Source organism: Pseudomonas sp. N-137 (genome assembly GCF_034555295.1).
Taxonomy (GTDB): domain Bacteria; phylum Pseudomonadota; class Gammaproteobacteria; order Pseudomonadales; family Pseudomonadaceae; genus Aquipseudomonas; species Aquipseudomonas rhizophila.
This window is the reverse complement of the sequence record NZ_JAXUDQ010000006.1, coordinates 1-21,860: the sequence shown is the minus strand read 5'-3', so window position 1 is coordinate 21,860 and position 21,860 is coordinate 1. Positions and strand designations below refer to the sequence as shown.

8 protein-coding genes are annotated in these 21,860 nt (G+C 63.7%); 6 read left to right on the top strand and 2 right to left on the bottom strand.

Annotation, left to right across the window (positions count from 1 at the left end):
• Nucleotides 1-22: 22 nt before the first annotated feature.
• Nucleotides 23-763: an NADPH-dependent F420 reductase gene (locus T3A99_RS02410; RefSeq protein WP_260990089.1), complete on the top strand. Its 741-nt coding sequence runs from the start codon at nucleotides 23-25 to the stop codon at nucleotides 761-763.
• Nucleotides 764-878: 115 nt separating this feature from the next.
• Here the strand turns inward: T3A99_RS02410 and T3A99_RS02405 are convergent, their stop codons facing one another.
• Together T3A99_RS02405 and T3A99_RS02400 are read right to left on the bottom strand one after the other, a co-directional pair.
• A complete protein-coding gene (locus T3A99_RS02405; RefSeq protein ID WP_274090193.1) occupies nucleotides 879-2,300 on the bottom strand; it encodes a diaminobutyrate--2-oxoglutarate transaminase in 1,422 nt (473 codons plus the stop codon).
• A gap of 109 nt (nucleotides 2,301-2,409) precedes the next feature.
• On the bottom strand, nucleotides 2,410-4,470 hold the full coding sequence (locus tag T3A99_RS02400; RefSeq protein WP_322833899.1) for a TonB-dependent receptor: 2,061 nt from the start codon (nucleotides 4,468-4,470) through the stop codon (nucleotides 2,410-2,412).
• A gap of 248 nt (nucleotides 4,471-4,718) precedes the next feature.
• Between T3A99_RS02400 and T3A99_RS02395 the strand changes: the two genes are divergently transcribed.
• The 5 genes from T3A99_RS02395 to T3A99_RS02375 form a co-directional block, all read left to right on the top strand.
• A complete protein-coding gene (locus T3A99_RS02395) occupies nucleotides 4,719-5,696 on the top strand; it encodes a TauD/TfdA family dioxygenase (RefSeq protein ID WP_080962841.1) in 978 nt (325 codons plus the stop codon).
• 7 nt (nucleotides 5,697-5,703) lie between these two features.
• Nucleotides 5,704-9,132 (top strand): condensation domain-containing protein, encoded by a 3,429-nt coding sequence (locus tag T3A99_RS02390; protein ID WP_274090195.1) that lies wholly within the window; start codon nucleotides 5,704-5,706, stop codon nucleotides 9,130-9,132.
• A 17-nt stretch (nucleotides 9,133-9,149) separates the two neighbouring features.
• On the top strand, nucleotides 9,150-10,196 hold the full coding sequence (locus T3A99_RS02385) for a TauD/TfdA family dioxygenase (protein ID WP_076384134.1): 1,047 nt from the start codon (nucleotides 9,150-9,152) through the stop codon (nucleotides 10,194-10,196).
• Nucleotides 10,197-10,307: 111 nt separating this feature from the next.
• Nucleotides 10,308-13,370, top strand: coding sequence for an amino acid adenylation domain-containing protein (locus T3A99_RS02380; protein ID WP_322833898.1), 3,063 nt, complete (start codon nucleotides 10,308-10,310; stop codon nucleotides 13,368-13,370).
• A gap of 58 nt (nucleotides 13,371-13,428) precedes the next feature.
• Nucleotides 13,429-21,860 (top strand): non-ribosomal peptide synthetase (locus T3A99_RS02375; protein WP_322833897.1); only part of this gene is annotated, 8,432 nt, incomplete at its 3' end.

Here is a 21,860-nt window from a genome sequence, read left to right as displayed (position 1 = left end):
ATTGTTTGTATGCGAGGAGGTTATTGACATGAAAATCGGAATTATCGGCGCGGGCAACATTGGGGCTACTCTTGCCCGTAAGCTCGCTGCATGCGGCCATGAAGTGAAACTGGCCAACTCGAAGAACCCTCAAAGTATTCAGGACCTCGCCAACGAAATCGGTGTACGGGCGGTGACCAAGGAAGACGCTGTGTCGGATGTGGATGCGGTTATCCTCTCGATCCCCTTCGCGAAGTACCCCGATCTGCGCCAAACGTTAAGTCATGTTCCCGAGAAGGTCGTCGTCATTGACACGTCCAATTACTATCCGGGACGAGACGGGGCGATCAAGGAGGTAGACGACGGCAAGCCCGAGAGCATCTGGGTAAGCGAGCAGATTGGTCGCCCAGTCGTCAAGGCATGGAACGCCGTTCTCGCAGCGACTCTTGCCGACAAAGGCCAACCAGCCGGGTCTTCAACACGCATCGCCTTACCCGTGGCTGGGGATGACCCCTATGCCGAGGCGATCGCGCAGGATCTTGTCGAGGATACCGGGTTCACCGCGCTTGCCGCTGGCAGCCTTGAGAGTTCATGGCATCAGCAACCAGGCACGCCTGCATACTGCACCGAACTAACCCTGCCGGAGCTAAAATCGGCCTTGTGTGCGGCTGATAAAATCAGGGCGCCTCAAAACCGGGACGCACTTCTGGCCAGATTCATGGCTCCCGGTGGTCAGTTTACACATGAGCAAATTGTTGCCACGAATCGTGCAATGACAGCCTGACTATCGAACTGCTAAATCGCGCGGCCACCGCCAGATTAGGCGGTAGCCGTCGCTCAATCTCAACGCCGGCAAAGCACAATCCGTTACGGCGGGCGCGCATCGGCGGATAAAATGATTATTGCGCGGAGCCTTCGCTGAGCGTGCTTGCTGCCTGAAACAGGATCTGCCCCACAAAATCGATCTCCTGCTCAGTGATGATCAGCGGCGGCAAGAAGCGCACCGTCGCCCCATGGCGCCCGCCAAGCTCGACGATCAAGCCGTGCTTCAGGCAAGCTTGCTGGAAGGCCTTGGCCCGGGCTGTGTCCACCGGCGGATGGCCCTGTACATCAAGGGTGCCCTGCGGGTCGACGATTTCCATCCCGAGCATCAGGCCGCGACCCCGTACATCGCCGATCCAGGCGAACTCGTTTTGCAGCGCCTGCAGTTGTTTTTGCAGATAAGCGCCGACCTTTTCAGCGTGCTGGACCAGGCCTTCATCGCGGATGAAACGCAAGGTCGCGGTACCGGCCGCCATCGCCAACTGATTGCCGCGGAATGTGCCGGCGTGGGCACCCGGCTGCCAAACGTCCAGCGACTCGTGGTAGACCATGACCGACAGCGGCAACCCGCCACCGATGGCTTTGGACAGGGTGATGACATCCGGCGTGATACCCGATTGCTCGAAGCCAAACATCCGGCCACTGCGGGCAATGCCGCACTGGATCTCGTCGACGATCAGCGGGATGCCGTGGGCCTGGGTCAATCGGCGCAGTTCCTGCAGCCAGCGGTCCGGCGCGGCAATGACCCCACCCTCCCCTTGAATCGGCTCCAGGATCAGCGCCGCCGGTGCGGTCACCCCGCTTTCAGGGTCGTTGAGCAAGTGATCCAGGTAACGCACGTTCAACGTGACTGCCTGATCGCCGGCCACCCCGAACGGGCAACGATAATCGTGCGGGAACGGCAGGCGCTGCACACCTGGCATCAATGCGCCGAGGGCATTTTTCGGTGACAGGTTGCCGCTGATGGCCAGCGTCCCCAGGGTCATCCCGTGATAGGCCCCTTCGAACGCCAGGACCGAATGCCGCCCAGTGGCGGTGCGGGTCAGCTTGAGCGCGGCCTCGACCGCATCGGCCCCACTCGGGCCGCAGAACTGGATGCGTGCATGGCGAGCGAACTCGCTAGGCAGGCAAGCGAAAATTTCTTGGACAAATGCGTCCTTCACAGGCGTCATGAGGTCCAGGGTGTGCATCGGCACACCGGCTGCCATGACCTGAGTGATGGCCTCGATGATCACCGGGTGGTTGTGGCCCAGCGCCAGGGTGCCGGCACCGGCCAGGCAATCGACAAACACTTGCCCCCGGCTGTCCTGCACATAAATGCCATGGGCTCTTTCAAGCACCAGCGGAATGCGTCGCGGGTAACTGCGGGCGTTGGATTCCTGCTGTTGCTGACGGTCCAGCAGTGGGGTCGAATCGAGGCAGTAAGGACTCGACAGGCCGGTGTGCAACAGGCGCAGCTGTTGCGCGCCACCCGCTGTGACATTCGAAAAAGCACTCATGATTTCCTCCATGGAGGCTGGGTTTGGAAGGGAACGAACAGCCTGGAAACAAACATCCGATACGTTGCAGGGCAGGCGCGAGGAGATTGCCTCCCCGCGCCTATGGGTTTTACATGTCGTAGCGCAAAATCATCCCCACCGTGCGCGGCGCGCCGACATCGATGATGTCGTCGTTACGGTTGTTGGTGACGTACTCCTTGTCGAAGGCGTTTTTGACGTAAGCGGACACAGCGACGTTCTTGGTGACTTTGTACTCGGCGTTGAAGTTCACCAGCACATAGGCGTCGCTCTTACGCTCGCCAGTGACTTTGCCGTTTGAATCGAATTCATACTCCGAAGGCGCGGTGCCCTGATATACAATGTCCGTGCCGAGTATCAGACGGTCGTCGAAGCGATAGACACCCCCCACCGAAGCCTTGTACTTAGGCGAATAAAGGAACGACTCGCCGCTCCTGTCCTGACCATTGTCAGCGACGAAGTCCTTGTATTTGCTATCGGTCACGGCGGCGCCGACGTTCAAGGTCAGCTGTTCGGTGATGTCCTTCTCCACGAAGACTTCCAGACCCTTGATGTCACTGCGACCGGCGTTGTAGATATCAATGACGGAGCTACCGTTCTGCCGCACGCTGATCTGCTGGTCCTTCCAATCCGTGTAATACAAGTTGGCGCGGGTACGCAGGGTCTGGTCGAAGAACGAACCGCGGTAGGACAGCTCGTAGTTGGTGGTGTATTCCGGATCGTAGGCTTGGTGACCGCTACCGGAACGCAGGTTGACGCCACCGCCGCGATAGCCTTTTTGCACCATGAAACCGAGGTATTGGTTCGCGGCCAGCTCATAGTCGATGCCGAGTTTCGGCAGCACGGCGTCAAATGACTTTTTGACTTTGGCGGGCTCGGAGAAATCGTCCTGCTCGACGTCGGTGTCGTTAGTCTCGTGGTCGTAACGCAGGCCGGTGATCAAGGTCCAGCGCGGTGCGAATGTCCAGTTGACTTCACCGAACACAGCCTTGTTCTCGATCGTGGTATCGCCCTTGACCGTACCGAACAGCACATCATCGAAAAACAGCCGGTCGTGGAAGTCGTTGCTGTTGTGGCCGTAGTACGCACCCACAAAGCTCTTCACCGTGTCCGAGGTGTAATTCAAGCGCAGTTCCTGACTGAACAGGTTACCGTCTTGCTTGCGCAGAACGACCTCGTTGTCCACGGCATTCTGGTCGAAGTCCAGACGGTTGCTGTAGTCGGTACTGGTATTGGCGGTCATGCTCGTCAGCGACCAGTCGTCGTTCAGACGATAATCCACCTTGGCGCTGAGGGTGTCCTGCTTGAGGTTGTCGAAGGCCTTGGTGTTGGACGCGATATCGTAATAGCTCGGCTTGCCGTTGACGCGCATGGTCGAACGGTCGCCCTGGCGGTGCTCGCTGTGGGCGTAGGTCAGCAGGACATCGGTGTCGTCGTTGGGCAGGATCAGCAATTTGCCGCGGGTGTTGCTGGTGCGACGCGGGTTGGCGTCGTCATTGAATGTGGTGTTGCGGATGTAGCCGTCACCTTCGCCATAGTCCACGGCGATACGCCCGGCGATCTTGTCGTCGACGATAGAGCCACCACCGGCCACCGCCGCCCCGCGCTCACCGTAATTGCCCACATTGGTTTGTGCCGAGAAGCTCGGTTCGAAAGTTGGGTTCTTGGTCCGGATAACCACCGCACCGGCCAGGGAGTTACGGCCCTGGGTGGTGGATTGCGGGCCAAGGAATACTTCGACCTGCTCGGCATCCCAGAGCGGGACCGGGCTGAGGGTCAGCGCACGGTTCGGCTGTACGGCACCGTCGACATAAACGGATACGGCACCATTGAGGGTCGCTGGGCCCTGATCGTCAAAACCGGACACCGGCACACCACGGATACCCCAGTTTTCATTGCCGGCCTGGCTATAGACACCGGGCGTACGGGCGAATACATCCACCAGGTCCTTGTCGCCGTGCTCTCGCAGATTCTTGTCGGTGAGGACCACGACGCTGGACTGGGTCTGTTCAAGCGTGCGGTCGATTTTTTCACCTGTCACGGTGATCGGAGCAATCTCCATCGTGCCGGCTTCTTCGGCCGCCCATGCAGCGTTGCTCAGGCCTATTGCCGACCCTACAGCCAACGCAATTGTGTTCTTTTTGAAATTCACGCCCCGCTCCCCTGCGACAGATATTTTTAGGTTTTTTGAGCTGGCCGAAGGCTGTATGGCGCCAGCGGAGCGGAGTCTAATCCAAAAAAAAAATTAAATAAATAGTATTGATAATCTATCTCATTTGTACCTAGTATGACGTCTTGTATTGATCTGAATACATTACAGACGAGTCCTACACAACCGACCGCTGCCCTGCTTTCAAGGTCTTGTGACTGGTCGAAGAAGACAAAAGAGGATGTACAAGGATGACCTCAATCGAACACCTGAACGGGCGTTCCGAGCTTTTTTCCATGGCGCCCACGGATGCAAGCGCCCAGTCGCTACCCCTGCTGGTGCAGGGGGCATCGGGACAGTCGATCCACGATCTGGACGCCTCGATTCGCGACCGCCTGGCTCATGCCCTGACCACGGTTGGCGGCGTGTTGTTTCGCGGTTTCACCGTCGCCACGCCCATCGATTTCAAGCGCTTCGCCGCCAGCTTCGGTACACCGCTGGCCAGTTACGAATTCGGCTCCACGCCACGCAGCAAGGTCTTCGCCGGGGTCTATAGCTCCACGGAATACCCGGCCCATCAATTCATACCCTTGCACAACGAGCAGGCCTACACCCGCCCTTGGCCTTCGCGCATCTGGTTTCACTGCATCAAGGCCAGTGAAACCGGCGGCGAGACCCCGATTGCCGACAGCCGCCTGATCTACCAGCGCATGCCCGCCGAGATCCGCGAGCTGTTCGCCAGCCGCGAGTTGCTCTACGTACGCAACTACAGCGGCGCCCTGGACCTGCCTTGGGAAAAAGTCTTCAACACCCAGGACCGTGCCCAGGTCGAACGCTACTGCCGGGACAATGACATCGAGTGGGAATGGAAAGCCGATGGCGACCTGCGCACCCGCCAGCGTTGCGCCGCCGTGCAGCAGCATCCCGATACCGGTGAATGGGTCTGGTTCAACCAGGCGCACCTGTTCCATGTCTCGGCCATCGAACCGAGCGTACGCGCCAGCCTGCTGGCAGCGGTGGGTGAAGAGAACCTGCCGCGCCATGTCTATTTCGGCGACGGCTCGGCCATTGCCGACGACATGCTCGACACCGTGCGCGAGGTTTACCGCGAGACTGCCATCAGCTTCCCCTGGCAACCGGGCGATATCCTGATGCTCGACAACCGACTGGTGGCACACGGTCGCAATCCTTTCACCGGTGACCGCAAAGTCATCGTGGCCATGGCGTGAATTGCACATGTTTTCATTCAAACATTGGATCGAGGTGCTGGAAGCCAACGCCCAGCACTTCCCTCAGCGTGCTGCCCTGCATTTCTTGCCGGACGGTGTAAACATCGGCGAAACCCTGACCTTTGCCCAACTGCACGAGCAGTCCCAGTCCCTGGCGGCCGCGCTGCAAGCGCGTTATGCGCCGGGTGATCGCGTGCTGTTGATGCTGCCCAGCAGCCTCGACTACGCCCGCGCCTTCTGTGCCTGCCTATATGCGGGCCTGATTGCCGTGCCGTTGTTTCCGCCACCGTCGCGCAAACCGCGCCACCTCGACCGCGTCCGCAACGTGGTAGTGGATGCCGAGCCGGCGCTGATTCTGGCACCGGCGGATCATTGCGAAAGCCTGCAGGAACTGGTGGAGGGCCGCGTCGAGGTGCTGACCGTCCAGCACCTGGGCACACCACCGACCAGCCAGTGGCAACGCCCGGCTATCGACGGTTCGACCGTAGCCTTCCTGCAATACACCTCAGGCTCGACCGGCTCGCCAAAAGGCGTCGAGGTGCGTCAGCGCAACCTGATCGCCAACGTCGAACTGATGCGCCAGGCGTACGATTTCGACGAGCACGGCGCCATGGTCAACTGGCTGCCGCTGTATCACGACATGGGCCTGATCGGCGGCATGCTGGCTCCGCTCTACAGCGGCATGCCGTGCTACCTGATGGCTTCCCAGACCTTCGTCAATGCGCCGTCGACCTGGCTGCAGGCATTGAGTCGCTACCGGGCCACCGCCAGCTTCGCCCCCAACTTCGCCTATGCCCTGTGCAACCGCGTGGTCAGCGACAACCTGATCGCACAGCTGGACCTGAGCAACTGGAAACACGCCATCAACGGCGCAGAGCCGATCCATCCCGGCACCCTGGAAGCCTTCGCCCAGCGTTTTGCCGCCTGCGGCCTGAACCCGTTGGCCATCAGCCCCGGTTATGGCCAGGCCGAAGCAACGCTGTGCGTCAGCGCCACGCCGGCCGATGCGCTGCCGGTGGTGCTGCGCCTGGACAAAGCCGTGCTGGAGAGCGGTCGCGTGGCCCTGGCCGCTGCCGATGCCGCCGCGGTGGAGTTCGTCGCCTGCGGTTATCCGCAAGCCTTGCACAGCATCGCCATCGTCGACCCGCACACCTTCGAGCGCTGCGCCGCCAATCGCATCGGCGAAGTCTGGCTCAAGGGTCCGAGCAACGCCGAATCCTACTGGAAGAATCCCGAGGCCACTCGTGAAGCCTTTGAGGCACGGATAGTCGGCTCATCGGAACATTACCTGCGCTCCGGCGACCTGGGCTTCATGCACGAAGGCCAGGTGGTGATCTGCGGGCGGCTCAAGGACCTGTTGATTCTCAATGGGCGCAACCTTTACCCCCACGACATCGAATTCGCCATTACCGACGCCGAGCCGGGCATCCGTACCGGACGCATCGCCGCCTTCGCGCAAATGGACCCGGCACTGGGCCGCGAGAAACTAGTGATCGTCGCCGAGCCGCAGCGCAAGTTCGTCGACCCGGCGCATCATCCGGCGCTGTTCGCGTCGATGCAAAACGCTGTGCGCGAAGCCGCCGACTGCGGCATCGACCAGATTGTGCTGGTGCAAGCCGGCACCATCCCGATGACCACCAGCGGCAAGATCGCCCGTCAAGGTGCGCGCAAACAACTGGCCGCCGGCACGTTGAGCATCATCGCCCAGAGCGGTGGAACGCTGGCCTCGAACGACGAGCCCCTTGACCTTGCCCAGCTCAAGAGCCTGGCGACCGAAACGTCGCAACAGGCCCAAGCCGCCTGCCGCCAATGGCTGGAACAGACGCTGCACGCGGTCAATCCGTATTTTTCCGCCGACTTCGACCTCAGCCTGATCGGCCAGGGCCTGGATTCCATCGGCGTGGCCGACTTTGCCGCGCGCCTGCACAGGGACCTGGGTTGGAACCTCGATACCCAAAGCCTGTTCGGGGAAACCACCCTGGGGCAATGGGCGCTGGACCTGCACGCTTTCCTCAATGATCCAACGCCAACGGCCGATGCTCCCACCGAGCAGACCAACCCCAGTCAGGGGCATCAGTCGTTCGCCCAGCGTCGCTTGTGGTTCCTGCGCCAACTGAACCCGGATGACACCCGCCACAACCTGGTACTGCACCTGCGCCTGCAAGGTCCGCTGGACATCGAGACGTTGGCCCTGCGACTGAACACGCTGGTCGAGCGTCACGGCGTGTTGCGCACGGTGTACCGCGACAGTGTCGATGGCCCGCAACAACAGGTGTTGCCGGCCACGGCTGTGGCGCTGGTCCATCATGATGTGCGTGAGCAGAACCAAGCGCAGCAACAGCAGACGTTGGACGAACGCCTGGCCCAAGAACACGCCACCCCGGTCGATCTGCAAGCCGGCCCAGTGCTGCGAGCGCAGTTGCTCAGCCGCCATGACCAACAGCATGACCTACTGTTGACGCTGCACCACATCGCCTTCGACGGACGCTCGGCGCAAATATTGTTGGCAGAACTGGCGGGTTCGGCGGACGCCGCGCTGCCGGGGCAATACCTGGCTTTCGCCCAATGGGAAGCCCTGCACTGGAGCGAACAGCGAATCGCCACCGAGCAAGGCTTCTGGCGCGAACACCTGGCCGGCATGCCGCAAACGTTGGAACTGGGTGGCAGCGGCCAGGCCCCGGGCGAATACAGCCTGGACTTCAACGTGCCGCAGACCGGCTGTGAGCGCTTGGCAGCGCTGGCCCGTGAACAAGGCATGACGTTGTTCATGTTGTTGCTGGCCAGCTACCAACTGGTCCTCAAACAACTGGGCGGCCAGCCGCAGTTCCTGTTGGGCACCGACGTCAGCGGCCGACCGCTGGCAGAGCACAACGACGTCATCGGTTTCTTCGTCAACCAGTTGACCCTGCGCTGTGACTTGCGCGGCGCAGCGACCCTGGCCGGTTTCCTTGAGCAGGTTCGCGATGAGTCGCGCCTGGCCTATGCCCATCAAGGCCTGCCTTTTGATCTGGTGGTCTCGGCACTCGCGCCGCAGCGCCGCCCCGGTCACTCGCCGCTGTTCCAGGTCAAGCTCAACTATCAACCGTCACGGGTGACCCCGACCGCCATCGCTGGCGCGCAGTTGTCCGCGCTGGACGTAGCCCAGGCACCGGGGGATTTCCACCTGGTGCTCGACCTGGTGCACGGCGACGAAGGCCTCGCCGCGACCCTCAAGTATCGCGGCGAATACTTCGACCGGGACCGTGCCTTGCGCCTGCAACACCTGTGGACGCGCCTGCTGGAGCAGATGCACAGCCTGCTGGACGAGCCGTTGCCGGCACTGGCCGAGCGCATCGACAGCTGGGATCAGGCCTTTACCCGGGAGCGACAGCAGTCCCAGGCGCTGGCCGGTCGTAGCCAGATGATGCAAGCCAAACGTCGCTCCTTGTCCCTTTAACCGAGTCGGATGCCGTTATGTCTATCGTGCCCCCATCGCCACGTGCCCTTGGCGCCGTGCGTCGCAAAGCCATGAACGTCTCGGAACAACAGTTGGTCACCGAGCGCCTGCTCAGCCCGGACCACGCGCTGCCCCTGGTGATCGAACCGGCGGTCAGCGGCGTTGACCTGATCGCCTGGGCCGCCCGGGAACGCGAGTCGCTGGAAAAGAAACTGCTGCAGTACGGCGCCCTGCTGTTTCGCGGCTTCAACGTCGCGTCTGTCGAGCAGTTCGACCAGGTGATCGCCGCCCTCTCCCCCGGAGCGCTGGAATACATGTTCCGCGCGTCACCCCGGACACGGGTCGGCGGCAACATCTACACCTCGACCGACTACCCGGCCGACCAGATGATTTTCCCCCACAACGAGCACTCCTACTCGCCGCGCTTCCCGCTGCGGTTGTTCTTCTACTGCCAACTGCCGTCCGAGACCGGCGGTGAAACACCGATCGGCTCGACCCGCGCCGTAAAGGCCAGGATCAGCCCGCAGATCGAAGCGCGGTTCCGGGAAAAAGGCGTGCTGTACGTTCGCAACTACGGCGACGGTTTCGGCCTGCCGTGGCAGAGCGTGTTCCAGTCCGAAGACCGCCGCGAAGTGGAAGCCTACTGCGCCAGCGTCGGCATCGAAGTGGAATGGAAAGACAACAATCGCCTGCGCACCCGCCAACGCGGGCCGGCCGTGGTGCGCCACCCGCGCACCGGCGAAGAGGTCTGGTTCAACCACGCCACGTTCTTCCACATCAGCACCCTGCCCGAGCGAATCCGCGATTCGCTGCAAAGCAACTTCAACGACCTCGACCTGCCCACCAACACCTTTTACGGCGATGGCGAACCGATCGAGCCGCAAGTCCTGGAATCGCTACGCGCGGCCTACCTCGACTCGCTGGTGCGCTTCAGTTGGCAGCAAGGGGACGTGTTGTTCATCGACAACATGCTCGCCGTGCACGGTCGCGAACCCTTTACCGGCAAGCGCGCCATCATGACCGGCATGGCTGAAGCCCTGCTGTCGAGCGACGTTGCCGTCTGACATTCAACGGGTCCACCCGCCGTTCGCAGGCGGCTTGCCTGACACGAGTCCAGCAAGCCCCGACGTCTGTGCGGTGATCCAGGCTCAAGCCCTTTTCCAGTCGAGATGAACATGAGCGGACTTCAAGGTTTTCGTATTTCCCCGCAACAGGCATCGGTTTACCCCCACACCCACGGCGCAGCGCAGCACCCGTTCAGCTGTCATTTGCAATGGTCGCTGTCACAACCGCTGGACGTCGATGCACTGAACAACCGCCTGCAGGCACTAATGGCCGGCAGCGAAATCCTGCGCACACGCCTGATGCCCGTGCCAGGCCTGCGCCACCCGGTGCAGGTGATTGACGAAGCCGGCTCACTGGCGGTGAACCTCCAGGACCTGCGCCAGCACAGCCGCGCCGATCAGGACGCCGCGCTCGCTCAGCTCGCCACCCAGCCCCGTGACTGGACAACCCCGCTGTGGGTGACCCTGGTGCGCCTGTCCGATGAGCAAGGCGTGCTGGACCTCGCGGCGGCCAGCAGCCACTTCGACCTCGCCAGCCTGAAATGGCTGGCCGCTGCATTGCTGCAAGACACTGCCACGGACCTGTCCGAAACCCTGCAGTACGCCGATTACGCCGAATGGCGCTGGAGCCTGGTGGAAGACGCACCGGATCATCCGGGCGTGAGCTTCTGGAAACCTGCGGGCGACACCGAACAGGCCACCTTGCAGCTGCCGCTGGAATCGCCCCTCGATGGTGGATTTGCGCCGACCCGACTGGAGCTGACGCTGCCGGCCGACCTCGCCCGTCACCCGGCCCTGACCCCGGAACTGCTGCTGGCGGCATGGGCAGCGGTCCTGGGACGGCTGGCCGGCCAGCAACAGGTGCCAGTCACTCTGATCCATGAAAGTCGCGGCGCGGAACTGGAAAACACCTTGGGCCTGTTCGAGCAGTGCCTGCCCGTGAGCATCGAACTGGATGACCAGGCGACTCTGCTGGAGCAAAGCACGCAAGTGGCCGCCACCCTGGAACGGCTGATTGGCTGGCAAGACTATTACACCGGCGACCACCACGCCGGATACGCTTTTGCCTGGCGCTCCGGCGATGCCCGGGAGCGCCACGCCAGTGCGGTCATGAACCCGTTGAAGGCTTGCCTGAACGTCCGCCAGTTGCCCGACAGCCTGCACGCGCAGGTTGTCTACGACCGCCATGTCCTCAGCGCCGACGCTGTGGGCTGCCTCGCCGAACAATGGCTGCACCTGCTGCACGGCGCCCTGGCCGAACCGCAACGGGGCTGGGCCCAATTGCCCCTGGGTGGCGCGCTGCAATCGCAGTTGATCGGTGCCGGCGCGAGCGCACCCTCCATCGAACCGGTGACGCTGGTGGAATTGATTGCCCGTCAGGTTCGCCAACAACCGAACGCCATCGCCCTCAGCGACCAGGACGGTGACCTGAGCTACAGCCGCCTCGACGCCTGCGCCACGCAACTGGCCCATCAACTGGTCGCCGCCGGCATCGGTCCAGGGGTGCCCGTCGGCATCCTGTTCGCCCGCAGTAACGCGGCCATTGTCGCCATGCTCGCGGTCTTGAAAGCCGGTGGCGCCTACGTGCCCGTCGATCCGACCTACCCGGCCGACCGCCGCGCCTACATGCTCGCCGACAGCGCCATCGCCCACATCGTGGTCAGCGCCGAACTGGCTGACAGCGTGCCGGCCAACCTGCAACGCTTCGTGCTGGATGAGCTGACAACACAGGACCTCGGCGACTGTCCGGCGCTGCCCTTGCCGGACGCCGACGACCTCGCTTACCTGATCTACACCTCCGGCTCTACCGGTGCGCCGAAAGCCGTGGAAATCAGCCACGGCGCCTTGAGTTTCTCGACCCAAGTGCGCATGGCGGCCTATGAGACTCCGGTGCGCGCCTACCTGTTGTTGTCGTCGTTTGCCTTCGACAGTTCGGTCGCCGGGATTTTCTGGACCCTGGCCCAAGGCGGACGCCTGGTATTGCCCGCCCCAGGCGAAGAGCTGGAGATGGCCCGCCTGGCGCAGTTGATTGCCCAGCACCAGGTCAGCCACGGCCTGTCGCTGCCGTCGCTGTACCAAGCCCTGCTCGATCAATTGCAGCGCAGCGGGGGAACCGACAGCCTCGCCTGCTGGATCGTCGCGGGTGAGGCTTGCCCACCATCGCTGATCGCGCAACACAGCAAGACCCTGCCACGCGCACATCTGGTGAACGAATACGGTCCCACTGAGGCCACCGTCTGGGCCACCTATGAGGTGTTGGACCCAAGCCGGAACGTCAGCATCGGCCGTCCGATCGCCGGCATGGACCTGCGCCTGCTGAATGAATTCGACACGGCTTGCGGCATCGGCGAACCGGGTGAAATCGTCCTCGCCGGCCCCACCCTGGCCCGCGGTTATCGCCACAAACCCGAAGAAACCGCCAAGGCTTTCGTTACCCTGGCCGACGGCACTCGCGCCTACCGCACCGGCGACCTGGCGTGCTGGCTGGCCGACGGGCGCCTGGCATTCCTGGGGCGCAAGGACCATCAGGTCAAGGTGCGCGGCTACCGCATCGAACTGGGCGAAATCGAACGCCAATTGTGCAGCCACAGCGACGTGCGCGAAGCCGCGGTGATCGTCCAGGAACATGCCGCCGGCAAGCGCCTGCTCGCCTATATCCTGGCCGCCCACGGCTACGCACCGGACTCGGAGGCGATCAAGCGTTTCCTCGGCGAGCGTCTGCCGTCGTACATGGTGCCGGCCCTGGTGCTGACCCTGGCGAGCTTTCCGCGCACGCCCAACGGCAAGCTCGACACCCGCCAGTTGCCCGACCCGGAGCAGCTCGACGAAAGCGCCCACGTGGCGCCGCGCAACGCCATGGAAACCACCCTGCAAGCCATCGTCGCCAAGGTCTTGAAACTCTCGACGGTGAGCGTCACCGACAATTTCTTCGCCATCGGCGGCGACTCGATCCTGAGCCTGCAAGTGGTGGCCCAGGCCCATGAGCAAGGCATCGCGCTGTCGGCCAAGCAAGTCTTCGAACGCCAGACCGTCGCAGCCATGGCCGAGGTCGCGCAACCGCTGGATCCGAGCGCCGCCGAGCCGCAAGCCGACAGCACCGAATTCAGCGCCTCGGGCCTGTCCGATGACGAAATGCAAGCGCTGATGGCCGAACTGGACGAGGCCGACCTGTGAACGGTTCTTCTCGTCACCACGCCATCACCGTCGCCCCTATTTACGCAGGATCCTTTCAATGACCAGCGAAAAAACCACCGGTAACCCGATCGAAGACATTTACCCGCTGTCGCCGCTGCAACAAGGGATGCTGTTCCACTCCCTGCTGCACGAAGACTCCGGTGTGTACCTGATGCAGGATCGCTACCGCATCGGCGGGGCCATCGATGAAGGCGCGTTCCTCGAATCGTGGCGCCAGGTGGTAGCGCTGCACCCTTCCCTGCGCGCCAGTTTCCAGTGGAAAAGCCAGAAGCAACCGGTGCAGGTGATCCATCGTCAGGTCAAGGTACCGCTGGACACCCTCGATTTGCGCGGGCTCGCCCCCCATGAGCAGGAAGCACGGATCCGCACCCTGCTGGAAGACGAGCAAAAAGTCGGCTTCAACCTGTCCAAGCCACCGCTGATTCGCTTTCGACTGGTGCGCCTGGCTGACGAGTCCTACGAATTCATTCGCAGCTTCCACCACATCCTGATGGACGCCTGGTGCATTTCCCTGGTGACCGTGGACTTCCTCAAAGTCTACGAAGCACTGTGCAACGACCGCACGCCAGAGCTGAAAAGCCCTCGGCCGTTTCGCGATTACATCCAGTGGCTGCAACGCCAGGATGCGGGCAAGGCCGAGCAATTCTGGCGCGGCCAGTTGCAAGGGCTAAACGCGCCCACACCACTGACCGTGGACAACGGCGTGACCCGCGACCGCTACACCGATGCGGTGCTGGTGGACGACCAACTGATTCACCTGAACGAGCAGGAAACCCAGGCGCTGGCGGCGTTCTGCCGCAATCGGCGGATCACCCCGAACACGTTTTTCCAGGGCGTCTGGTCACTGCTGCTGTCGCGCTACAGCGGGCAACAGGACGTGGTCTTCGGCGTCACCGTGGCCGGGCGTCCGGCCGACCTGACCGGCGTCGCACAAATGATCGGCCTGTTCATCAACACCTTGCCACTGCGGGTGTCGGTGGACCCGAATGCCACGCTCGGCAATTGGCTGGGCGACCTGCAAAAGCTCAACGTCGACATGCGCGACTTCGAGCACACGCCGTTGACCGACATCCAGGGCTGGAGCGATTTCCCCCGGGGCGAGACCCTGTTCGACAGCATCCTGGTATTCGAAAACGCGCCCATCGACGAACAGATCCTCGAAGGCGGCTTCCAGTTCAGCCTCGAAGGTATGGACCACAGCGTGCACACCCACTACGGCTTGACCGTGGTGATCCTGCCGGAGGAACAGCTGGGCATCCGCGTGTCGTATGACCGCGAACGTTTCGAGGCCGCCACCGTGCAGCGCCTGCTGGGCCACATCGCCAGCCTGGTGCGCAGCATGCTCGCCGCCCCCGACGCGCCGTTGGCCAGCTTCGAACTGCTGGCCGCCGAGGAGCGCCAACAGTTGCTGGGCGAGTGGGCACTCAACCCCCATGAATTCCCGCTGGATCAAAGCTACGCCGAGCTGTTTGCCGCCCAGGTCGCCCAGCGCGGTGATCAGGTCGCTGCGATCTGCGCCGGTGAGTCGCTGACCTACGCCGAGCTGGACCTGCGTTCCACGCGCCTGGCCCATGCCCTGCGCGAGGCCGGTGCCGGGGCAGATCAACTGGTCGCGCTGGTGGCCCCTCGTGGCTTGGCGCTGTTGACCATGATGCTGGCCGTGTTCAAGGCGGGCGCAGCGATGCTGCCCCTTGAGGTCAATCACCCGCCCGAGCGCCTGCGGGAAATCCTCGGGCTGTCCCACGCGACTCTGCTGGTGGCGAGCGAAGCCTGCAGCGGCCTGCTCGATCAACTGCTCAGCGGCCTCGACCGGGCGCCCGAGGCGCTGTTCGCCGAGGCCTGCTGGACGTCCGGCAACGACGCGCCTCTGCCGGTGCTCGCCGGTCCGGACAGCCTGGCTTACGTGCTGTTCACCTCCGGTTCGACCGGCACTCCGAAGGGTGTGATGATCGAACAGCGCGGCATGCTCAACAACATCTTCGGCAAAGTACCGGCCCTGGGCCTCAGCGCCGCCGACCGGATTCCCCAGACCGCCTCGGTGGCGTTCGACATTTCGGTGTGGCAGTTCCTCGCCGCGCCGGTGCTCGGTGCCACCGTGCACATTCTTCCGGATGAGGTCGCCCACGACCCGCAACGCCTGCTGCAAGTGCTCGCCAGCGAGCGCCTGAACGTGCTGGAAATCGTCCCGAGCCTGATGCGCACCCTGCTCGCGCTGTGCCCATGCGATTTGCAACTGCCGGACCTGCGCTGGGTATTGCCCACCGGTGAAGCCCTGCCGCCGACCGTGGCCCGCGACTGGTTCGCCCGGTTCCCCGACATTGCCTTGATGAACGCCTACGGGCCGGCTGAATGCGCCGACGACGTGGCCTTCCAGCCGATCTTCGAAGCACCGGGGGCCGAAGTCAGCCACATGCCCATCGGCCAGCCGACCGCCAATAACCGCCTGTACGTGCTGGACGAAGCCCTGCGTCCGGTGCCGGTTGGCGTGGCCGGGGAAATTTGTGTCGGAGGCGTCGGCGTCGGCCGCGGCTATCTGCACGACCCGCAACGCACCGCTGACGCCTTTATCGACCATCCTCAACTCGAAGGTCGCCTGTACCGCACCGGTGACCTGGGGCGCTGGCGTGCAGACGGGGTAATCGAATACCTCGGCCGCCGCGACCAGCAGGTCAAACTGCGCGGGCACCGGATCGAGCTGACGGAAATCGAACACCGTCTCGCGCAGCACCCGAACGTGCGGGAAGCCGCGGTCCTGCTGCGGGAAAACACCTTCGGCGAAGCCTGGCTGGTGGCGTACTGGGCGGCCCATGACCAGGCCCTGGGCAGCGACGACCTGAGCGAGCACCTGCGCGCGCAACTGCCGCCGTACATGGTGCCGGCGGCCTTCGTCTGCCTGGACAAGCTGCCCCTGAACAACAACGGCAAGGTCGATCGCAAAGCCCTCGCCGCCCGTGAGCTGGACTGGCAGGCCGACACCCAGCACAGCATCGCCCCGCGCAACGCGCTGGAAACCAGCGTGGCGTCTGTCTGGGCCGAGGTCCTGGGACGCGACACAGTGGGCGTGGAAGACAACTTCTTCACCCTCGGCGGGCATTCGCTGCTGGCGACCCAGATCGTTGCCCGCCTGCGCACCCAATTCAAGCTCGACCTGCCGTTGCGGGTGTTGTTCGAACAGCCGACCGTGGCCTTGCTGGCCGAAGCCATCGGCGCCCGCCAGGCCGAGGCCGCCGCACCGCAGAGCAGCACGCTCAACATGCACCAGGCCCGGCCACGCCCGACGCTGCTGCCGCTGTCGTTCTCGCAACAGCGCCTGTGGTTCATCGAGCAACTGACGCCGGGCACCACCCTGTTCAACATCCCGTTCGCCCTGCACCTCAAGGGCGAACTCGACATCGAGGCGCTGCACGCCAGCCTGAACGACCTGCTGGTGCGCCACGAAATCCTGCGCACCGGCATCCACAATAACAACGGCGTGCCCTGCCAGCGCATCAGCCCAGCGCTGGACATCTCGCTGCCCTTCGAAGACTTGTCGAGCCTGACCGCTACCGCGCGCGCCGGCGCGCAGTTCAATGCCTTGCAAGACACCTTCGAGCAACCGTTCGACCTGACCTGCCCTCCGTTGCTGCGGGCGCGCTTGCTGCGCCTGGCGCCGGACGAGCATGTGCTCGGCATCGCCCTGCATCACCTGGTCTCGGACGCCTGGTCGGCCACCATCGCCCTGCGCGAGCTGGCCCTGGGTTATGAAGCCCGTTGCAAGGGCGCCGCCGCCGAACTGCCGGCCCTGCCACTGCAATACGCTGACTTCGCCCTCTGGCAGCGCGAACATCTGCAAGGCGCGGAACTCAAGCGCCAACTCGATTACTGGACCACCACCCTGGACCGTCGCGACAGCGACGCCAGCCCGCTGCTGGCCTTGCCCACCGATCATCCACGGCCATCGGTGCAAAGCTACCGCGCCGGGATCGTGCAGCGTGAACTCAGCGCCGACCTCAGTGGTCGAGTGCAAGCCTTTGCCAGTCGCCTCGGCACCACGCCGTTCACCGTCCTGTTCGCAGGTTTTGCCGTGCTGATGCACCGTTTGAGCGGCGACGCCACGGTACTGGTCGGCACCCCGGTCACCCACCGGGAACAACCGGGCACCGAAGGCCTGCTGGGCATCTTGCTGAACAACCTGGCGATCCGCGCGGACTTCGAGCCGCAAGCCGACTTCACCGCCCTGGTCAAACAAGTGGCCGAGCGTCTGCGCAGTGGCTTGCTGCATCAGGACCTGCCGTTCGAACAATTGGTCGACAGCCTGCAACTGCCACGCAGCCTCAGCCATGCGCCGCTGTACCAGGTGATGGTCGCTCAGCAACTGGCTATGGAGTCGCGGTTGCGCTTCCCCGGGCTGGAATTCGAAGCCCTGGACACGCCGCTGCGGCACTCCGAATGCGACTTGGACTTGCACGTGCTGTGCCCGGCCAATGCGCCGATCCAGCTGGAGCTGATGTTCGCCCTCGACCTGTTCGTCGCCGACAGCGCCCGCCAGACTCTCGCGCGCCTGGAGCATCTGCTCGAACACATGCTCGCCGAGCCACAGCGCCCGGTCGCCGCTTTGCCGCTGCTAATGGACGCGGAGTGGCAACGCACCGTGGTCGAGTGGAACCGCACCGAGATGCAGGTGCCGACGCACCTGACCTTTGCCCAGTTGTTCGAACAACAGGCCGAGCGCACCCCGGAACGCGACGCCCTGTGTTTCGAAGGCCGCAGCCTGAGCTACGGCGAACTGAACCGGCGCGCCAACCAGGTAGCGCATTACCTGCGCAACTGTGGTGTCGGTGCCAACCGCCCGGTGGCGCTGTGTGTCGAGCGTTCGCTGGAACTGCTGGTCGGCCTGCTGGGCATTCTCAAGTCCGGCGGCGCTTATGTACCACTGGACCCGACCTACCCGATGGATCGCCTGGCGTACATGCTTGAAGACGCGCAGCCGGCACTGTTCCTCGGCCAGCAGGGTTTGCTGGAACAGCTGGGCGCCGAACTGCCACGCTTGCGCCTGGACAGCGACGCAGCGCTGTTCGCCAACCAGCCGGACAGCAACCCTGCCCCGCTCGCCGGCCCGCAAGACCTGGCCTACATCATGTACACCTCCGGCTCGACCGGTAAGCCCAAGGGCACCCTGGTAACCAACGGCTCGGTGGTCAACCTGGCCTGGGCGCGCATCCATGGTTTGTATCGCCGCTACACCGACCAGCCGATGCGCACCAGTTTCAACTATTCGTTCGCCTTCGACAGCTCGGTGGCCGAGCTGATCCTGCTGCTCGACGGCCACAGCCTGTACCTGACCCCGGAAGACGTGCGCTACGACCCCGAGGCCCTGGCCGGGTTCTTCCGCGACACCCGTCTGGAAGCCTTCGAGTGCACCCCCGCACAGCTCAAGGCCTTGCTTGAAAGTGACGGCGTTCGTCGTGGCGAGGTGTACCTGCCGCGCTTCGTGCTGTTCGGTGGCGATGCGGTGGATGCGCAGCTATGGCAACGCTTGCCGTCAATTGCCGGCAGCCGCTTCTTCAACACCTACGGCCCGACCGAATGCACGGTCGATGCAACCGGTTGCGCGGTGGATGACTTCCCGCTGCGGCCGATCATTGGCCGGCCGATCGCCAACGTGCGCGCTTACGTGCTCGATGCTTTCCTCAACCCGATGCCGGTGGGCGTCCCGGGGGAACTGCACATCGGCGGTGCGGGCGTGACCCTGGGCTATCTCAACCGTGCCGAGCAGACGGCGAAGGTGTTCATCGAAGACCCGTTCTCGTCGCAGCCCGGCGCGCGGATGTACAAGTCCGGCGATCTGGTGCGCTGGCTGCCCGACGGCCAGCTCGAATACCTAGGACGCATGGATCATCAAGTGAAGATTCGTGGCTTCCGCGTCGAACTGGGAGAAATTGAAACCCTGATCGGCGCCCAACCGGGCGTGCGCCAGGCCGTGGTATTGGCCCGTGAAGACGTGCCCGGCGACAAGCGCCTGGTGGCCTACGTGACCTGCGACCAGCAGGCCGATATTCACGCCTGGCGCAAAGCCATTGGCGCCGCCCTGCCCGACTACATGGTGCCCTCGGCATTCGTACTGCTCGATGAGTTGCCGCTGACCGACAACGGCAAACTCAACCGCAAGGCTTTGCCGACCCCGGACATCCATGCCGCGCCAGACGCTCTGCAGCCACCGCGCAGCGCCGCCGAACAGCAACTGGCCGCCCTGTGGGCCGAGTTGCTGAACGTGCCGTCGTCGCAGATCGGCCGTGACAGCCACTTCTTCTACCTCGGCGGCCACTCGCTGCTGGCGGCGGCGCTGTTTGCCCGCCTGCGTCAACAGTTCGCCAGCGTGCCACCGTTGCGCTCGGTGTTCGAACACCCGACCCTGGAAGCCTTGGCCGCGCTGCTGGGCGATCCCCTGCAAGCCCCGGCGGCGACCTTCGCTGCACCGGCACGTCCGGCGCGCCTGCCGCTGTCGTTCGAACAGCAACGCTTGTGGTTCCTCGAACAATTGAGCGCCGGCGGTGGTGAATACAACGTGGTCAGCGCCGTGCAACTGGACGGCGAACTCAATGTCCAGGCCCTGCAAACGGCCCTGGACGGCGTGGTCCAGCGCCACGAGATTCTGCGCAGCCGCATCGTGCGCGATAGCGACGGTGAGTTGGCGCTGATCGTCGAACCGCAAGTCGCTATCACCCTGCAAGTCACGCCACTGCAGGCCGCCAGCGACGAGCAGTGGCAACAACTGACCGACGCGGCGATCCACGCGCAAACTGGCCGCCGTTTCGACCTCGCCGCCGAAGTGCCCGTGCGTGCCACACTGCTGCAACGCAGCGGCGGCGCCCAGTCGCTGCTGTTGCTCAGCCTGCACCACTGCGCCACCGATGACGCCTCCAGCCAGAACCTGCTGGATGAACTGCGACAGTTCTACACCGCCCAGTGCCAGGGCACTCCGGCGGCACTCCCGGCGCTGGCGCTGCAATACCCCGATTATGCCCTCTGGCAACGCGAGCCCAGTCAACAGACCGCGTTCAGCAGCCAACTGGAATACTGGCGCAACCAACTGGAGGACGGCGACTACCTGCTGGACCTGCCGACCGAACAGGGCCGTCCGAACCAGCTCGCCCCAGCGGCCGGCGCAGTGCAACTGCAATTGCCGTCTGCCCTGGTGGCACGCCTGCGGCAGTTCGCCCAGCAACGCGGCGCCACGCTGTACATGCTCATGCTCGGTGCGGCGCAGTTGCTCTTGGGGCGCTACGCCAACCAGCGCGACGTACGGGTCGGCAGCCCGGTGGCCCAGCGTCCATTCGCCGAGCTGCAACCGCTGATCGGCTGCTTCGTCAACACCGTGGTCATGCGCGCCGATCTGGATCCGACGCTGGATTTCGAAGGTTTGCTGGGCCAGGTGCGCAACCGTGTGCTGGATGCCCAGCAGCATCAGGACGTGCCGTTCGACCAGGTCGTGGAGCACTTGAAGCCGTCGCGCAGCCTCGGCCAGACGCCGCTGTTCCAAGTGCTGTTCGCCATGCAGAACGCTGACTCGTCCTCGGCTCACTGGCCGCAGTTGCAGGTGCGCGAACGGGCGGTGACCGCCCAGGCCACCAAGTACGACCTGAACTGGGAAGTGCACGACGGCGAGGTGCTGTCGGTGTTGCTGGAATACCGCGCCGCGCTGTTCAGCGAAACCACGGCCCGGCGTTGGCTGGAGCAGTGGCAACAACTGCTGGAAGCCATGCTCGAAGCACCGCAGACCCGTCTCGGGGACTGGACACCGTTGCCAGCGGCCGAGCGTCATCGCCAACTGATCGAGTGGAACGCCACCGAGCGCAACTACAGCGGCCCGCCCGACCTGCACACCGCGCTCAGTCAACAAGCCGCCCTGAGCCCCAACGCCCCGGCATTGGTGTTCGACGGCCAGCGCCTGAGCTATGCCGAGCTGGATCAACGGGCGCAAACCGTTGCCCGAGCCCTGCGCGCCGCCGGCGTGGGCACCGACAGCATCGTGCCGCTGTGCATGGAGCGTTCGGTGGAGATGGTCGTGGCCTTGCTCGGTATCGTCCACGCCGGCGCCGCGTGGCTGCCGCTGGATCCGGAACTACCGGCCGCGCGCCTGGCGTTCCTGATCGAAGACGCCGATGCCAAGGTCACCTTGACCCAAGCGCAGTGGCTGTCGCGCCTGCCAACCGGACATCAAGCCTGGACGCTGGATGCGTTGCCAAACGCTGAAGTTGGAGAGCCGATCAGCGTCGAGGCCAACGACCTGGCCTACGTGCTCTACACCTCCGGTTCCACCGGCCAACCCAAAGGCGTGATGAACGAACACGGCGCCTTGATGAACCGCCTGCACTGGATGCAGGACGCCTTCCCGATTGGCCCGAACGACCGCGTTCTGCAAAAGACCCCGTACAGCTTCGACGTGTCGGTGTGGGAGTTCTTCTGGCCGCTGATCACCGGCGCGACCCT

Coding starts and splice junctions, on each gene's coding strand:
- T3A99_RS02405 (WP_274090193.1), bottom strand. CDS start 2,300: ATGAGTGCTTTTTCGAATGTCACAGCGGGTGGCGCGCAACAGCTGCGC.
- T3A99_RS02390 (WP_274090195.1), top strand. CDS start 5,704: ATGTTTTCATTCAAACATTGGATCGAGGTGCTGGAAGCCAACGCCCAG.
- T3A99_RS02380 (WP_322833898.1), top strand. CDS start 10,308: ATGAGCGGACTTCAAGGTTTTCGTATTTCCCCGCAACAGGCATCGGTT.
- T3A99_RS02395 (WP_080962841.1), top strand. CDS start 4,719: ATGACCTCAATCGAACACCTGAACGGGCGTTCCGAGCTTTTTTCCATG.
- T3A99_RS02385 (WP_076384134.1), top strand. CDS start 9,150: ATGTCTATCGTGCCCCCATCGCCACGTGCCCTTGGCGCCGTGCGTCGC.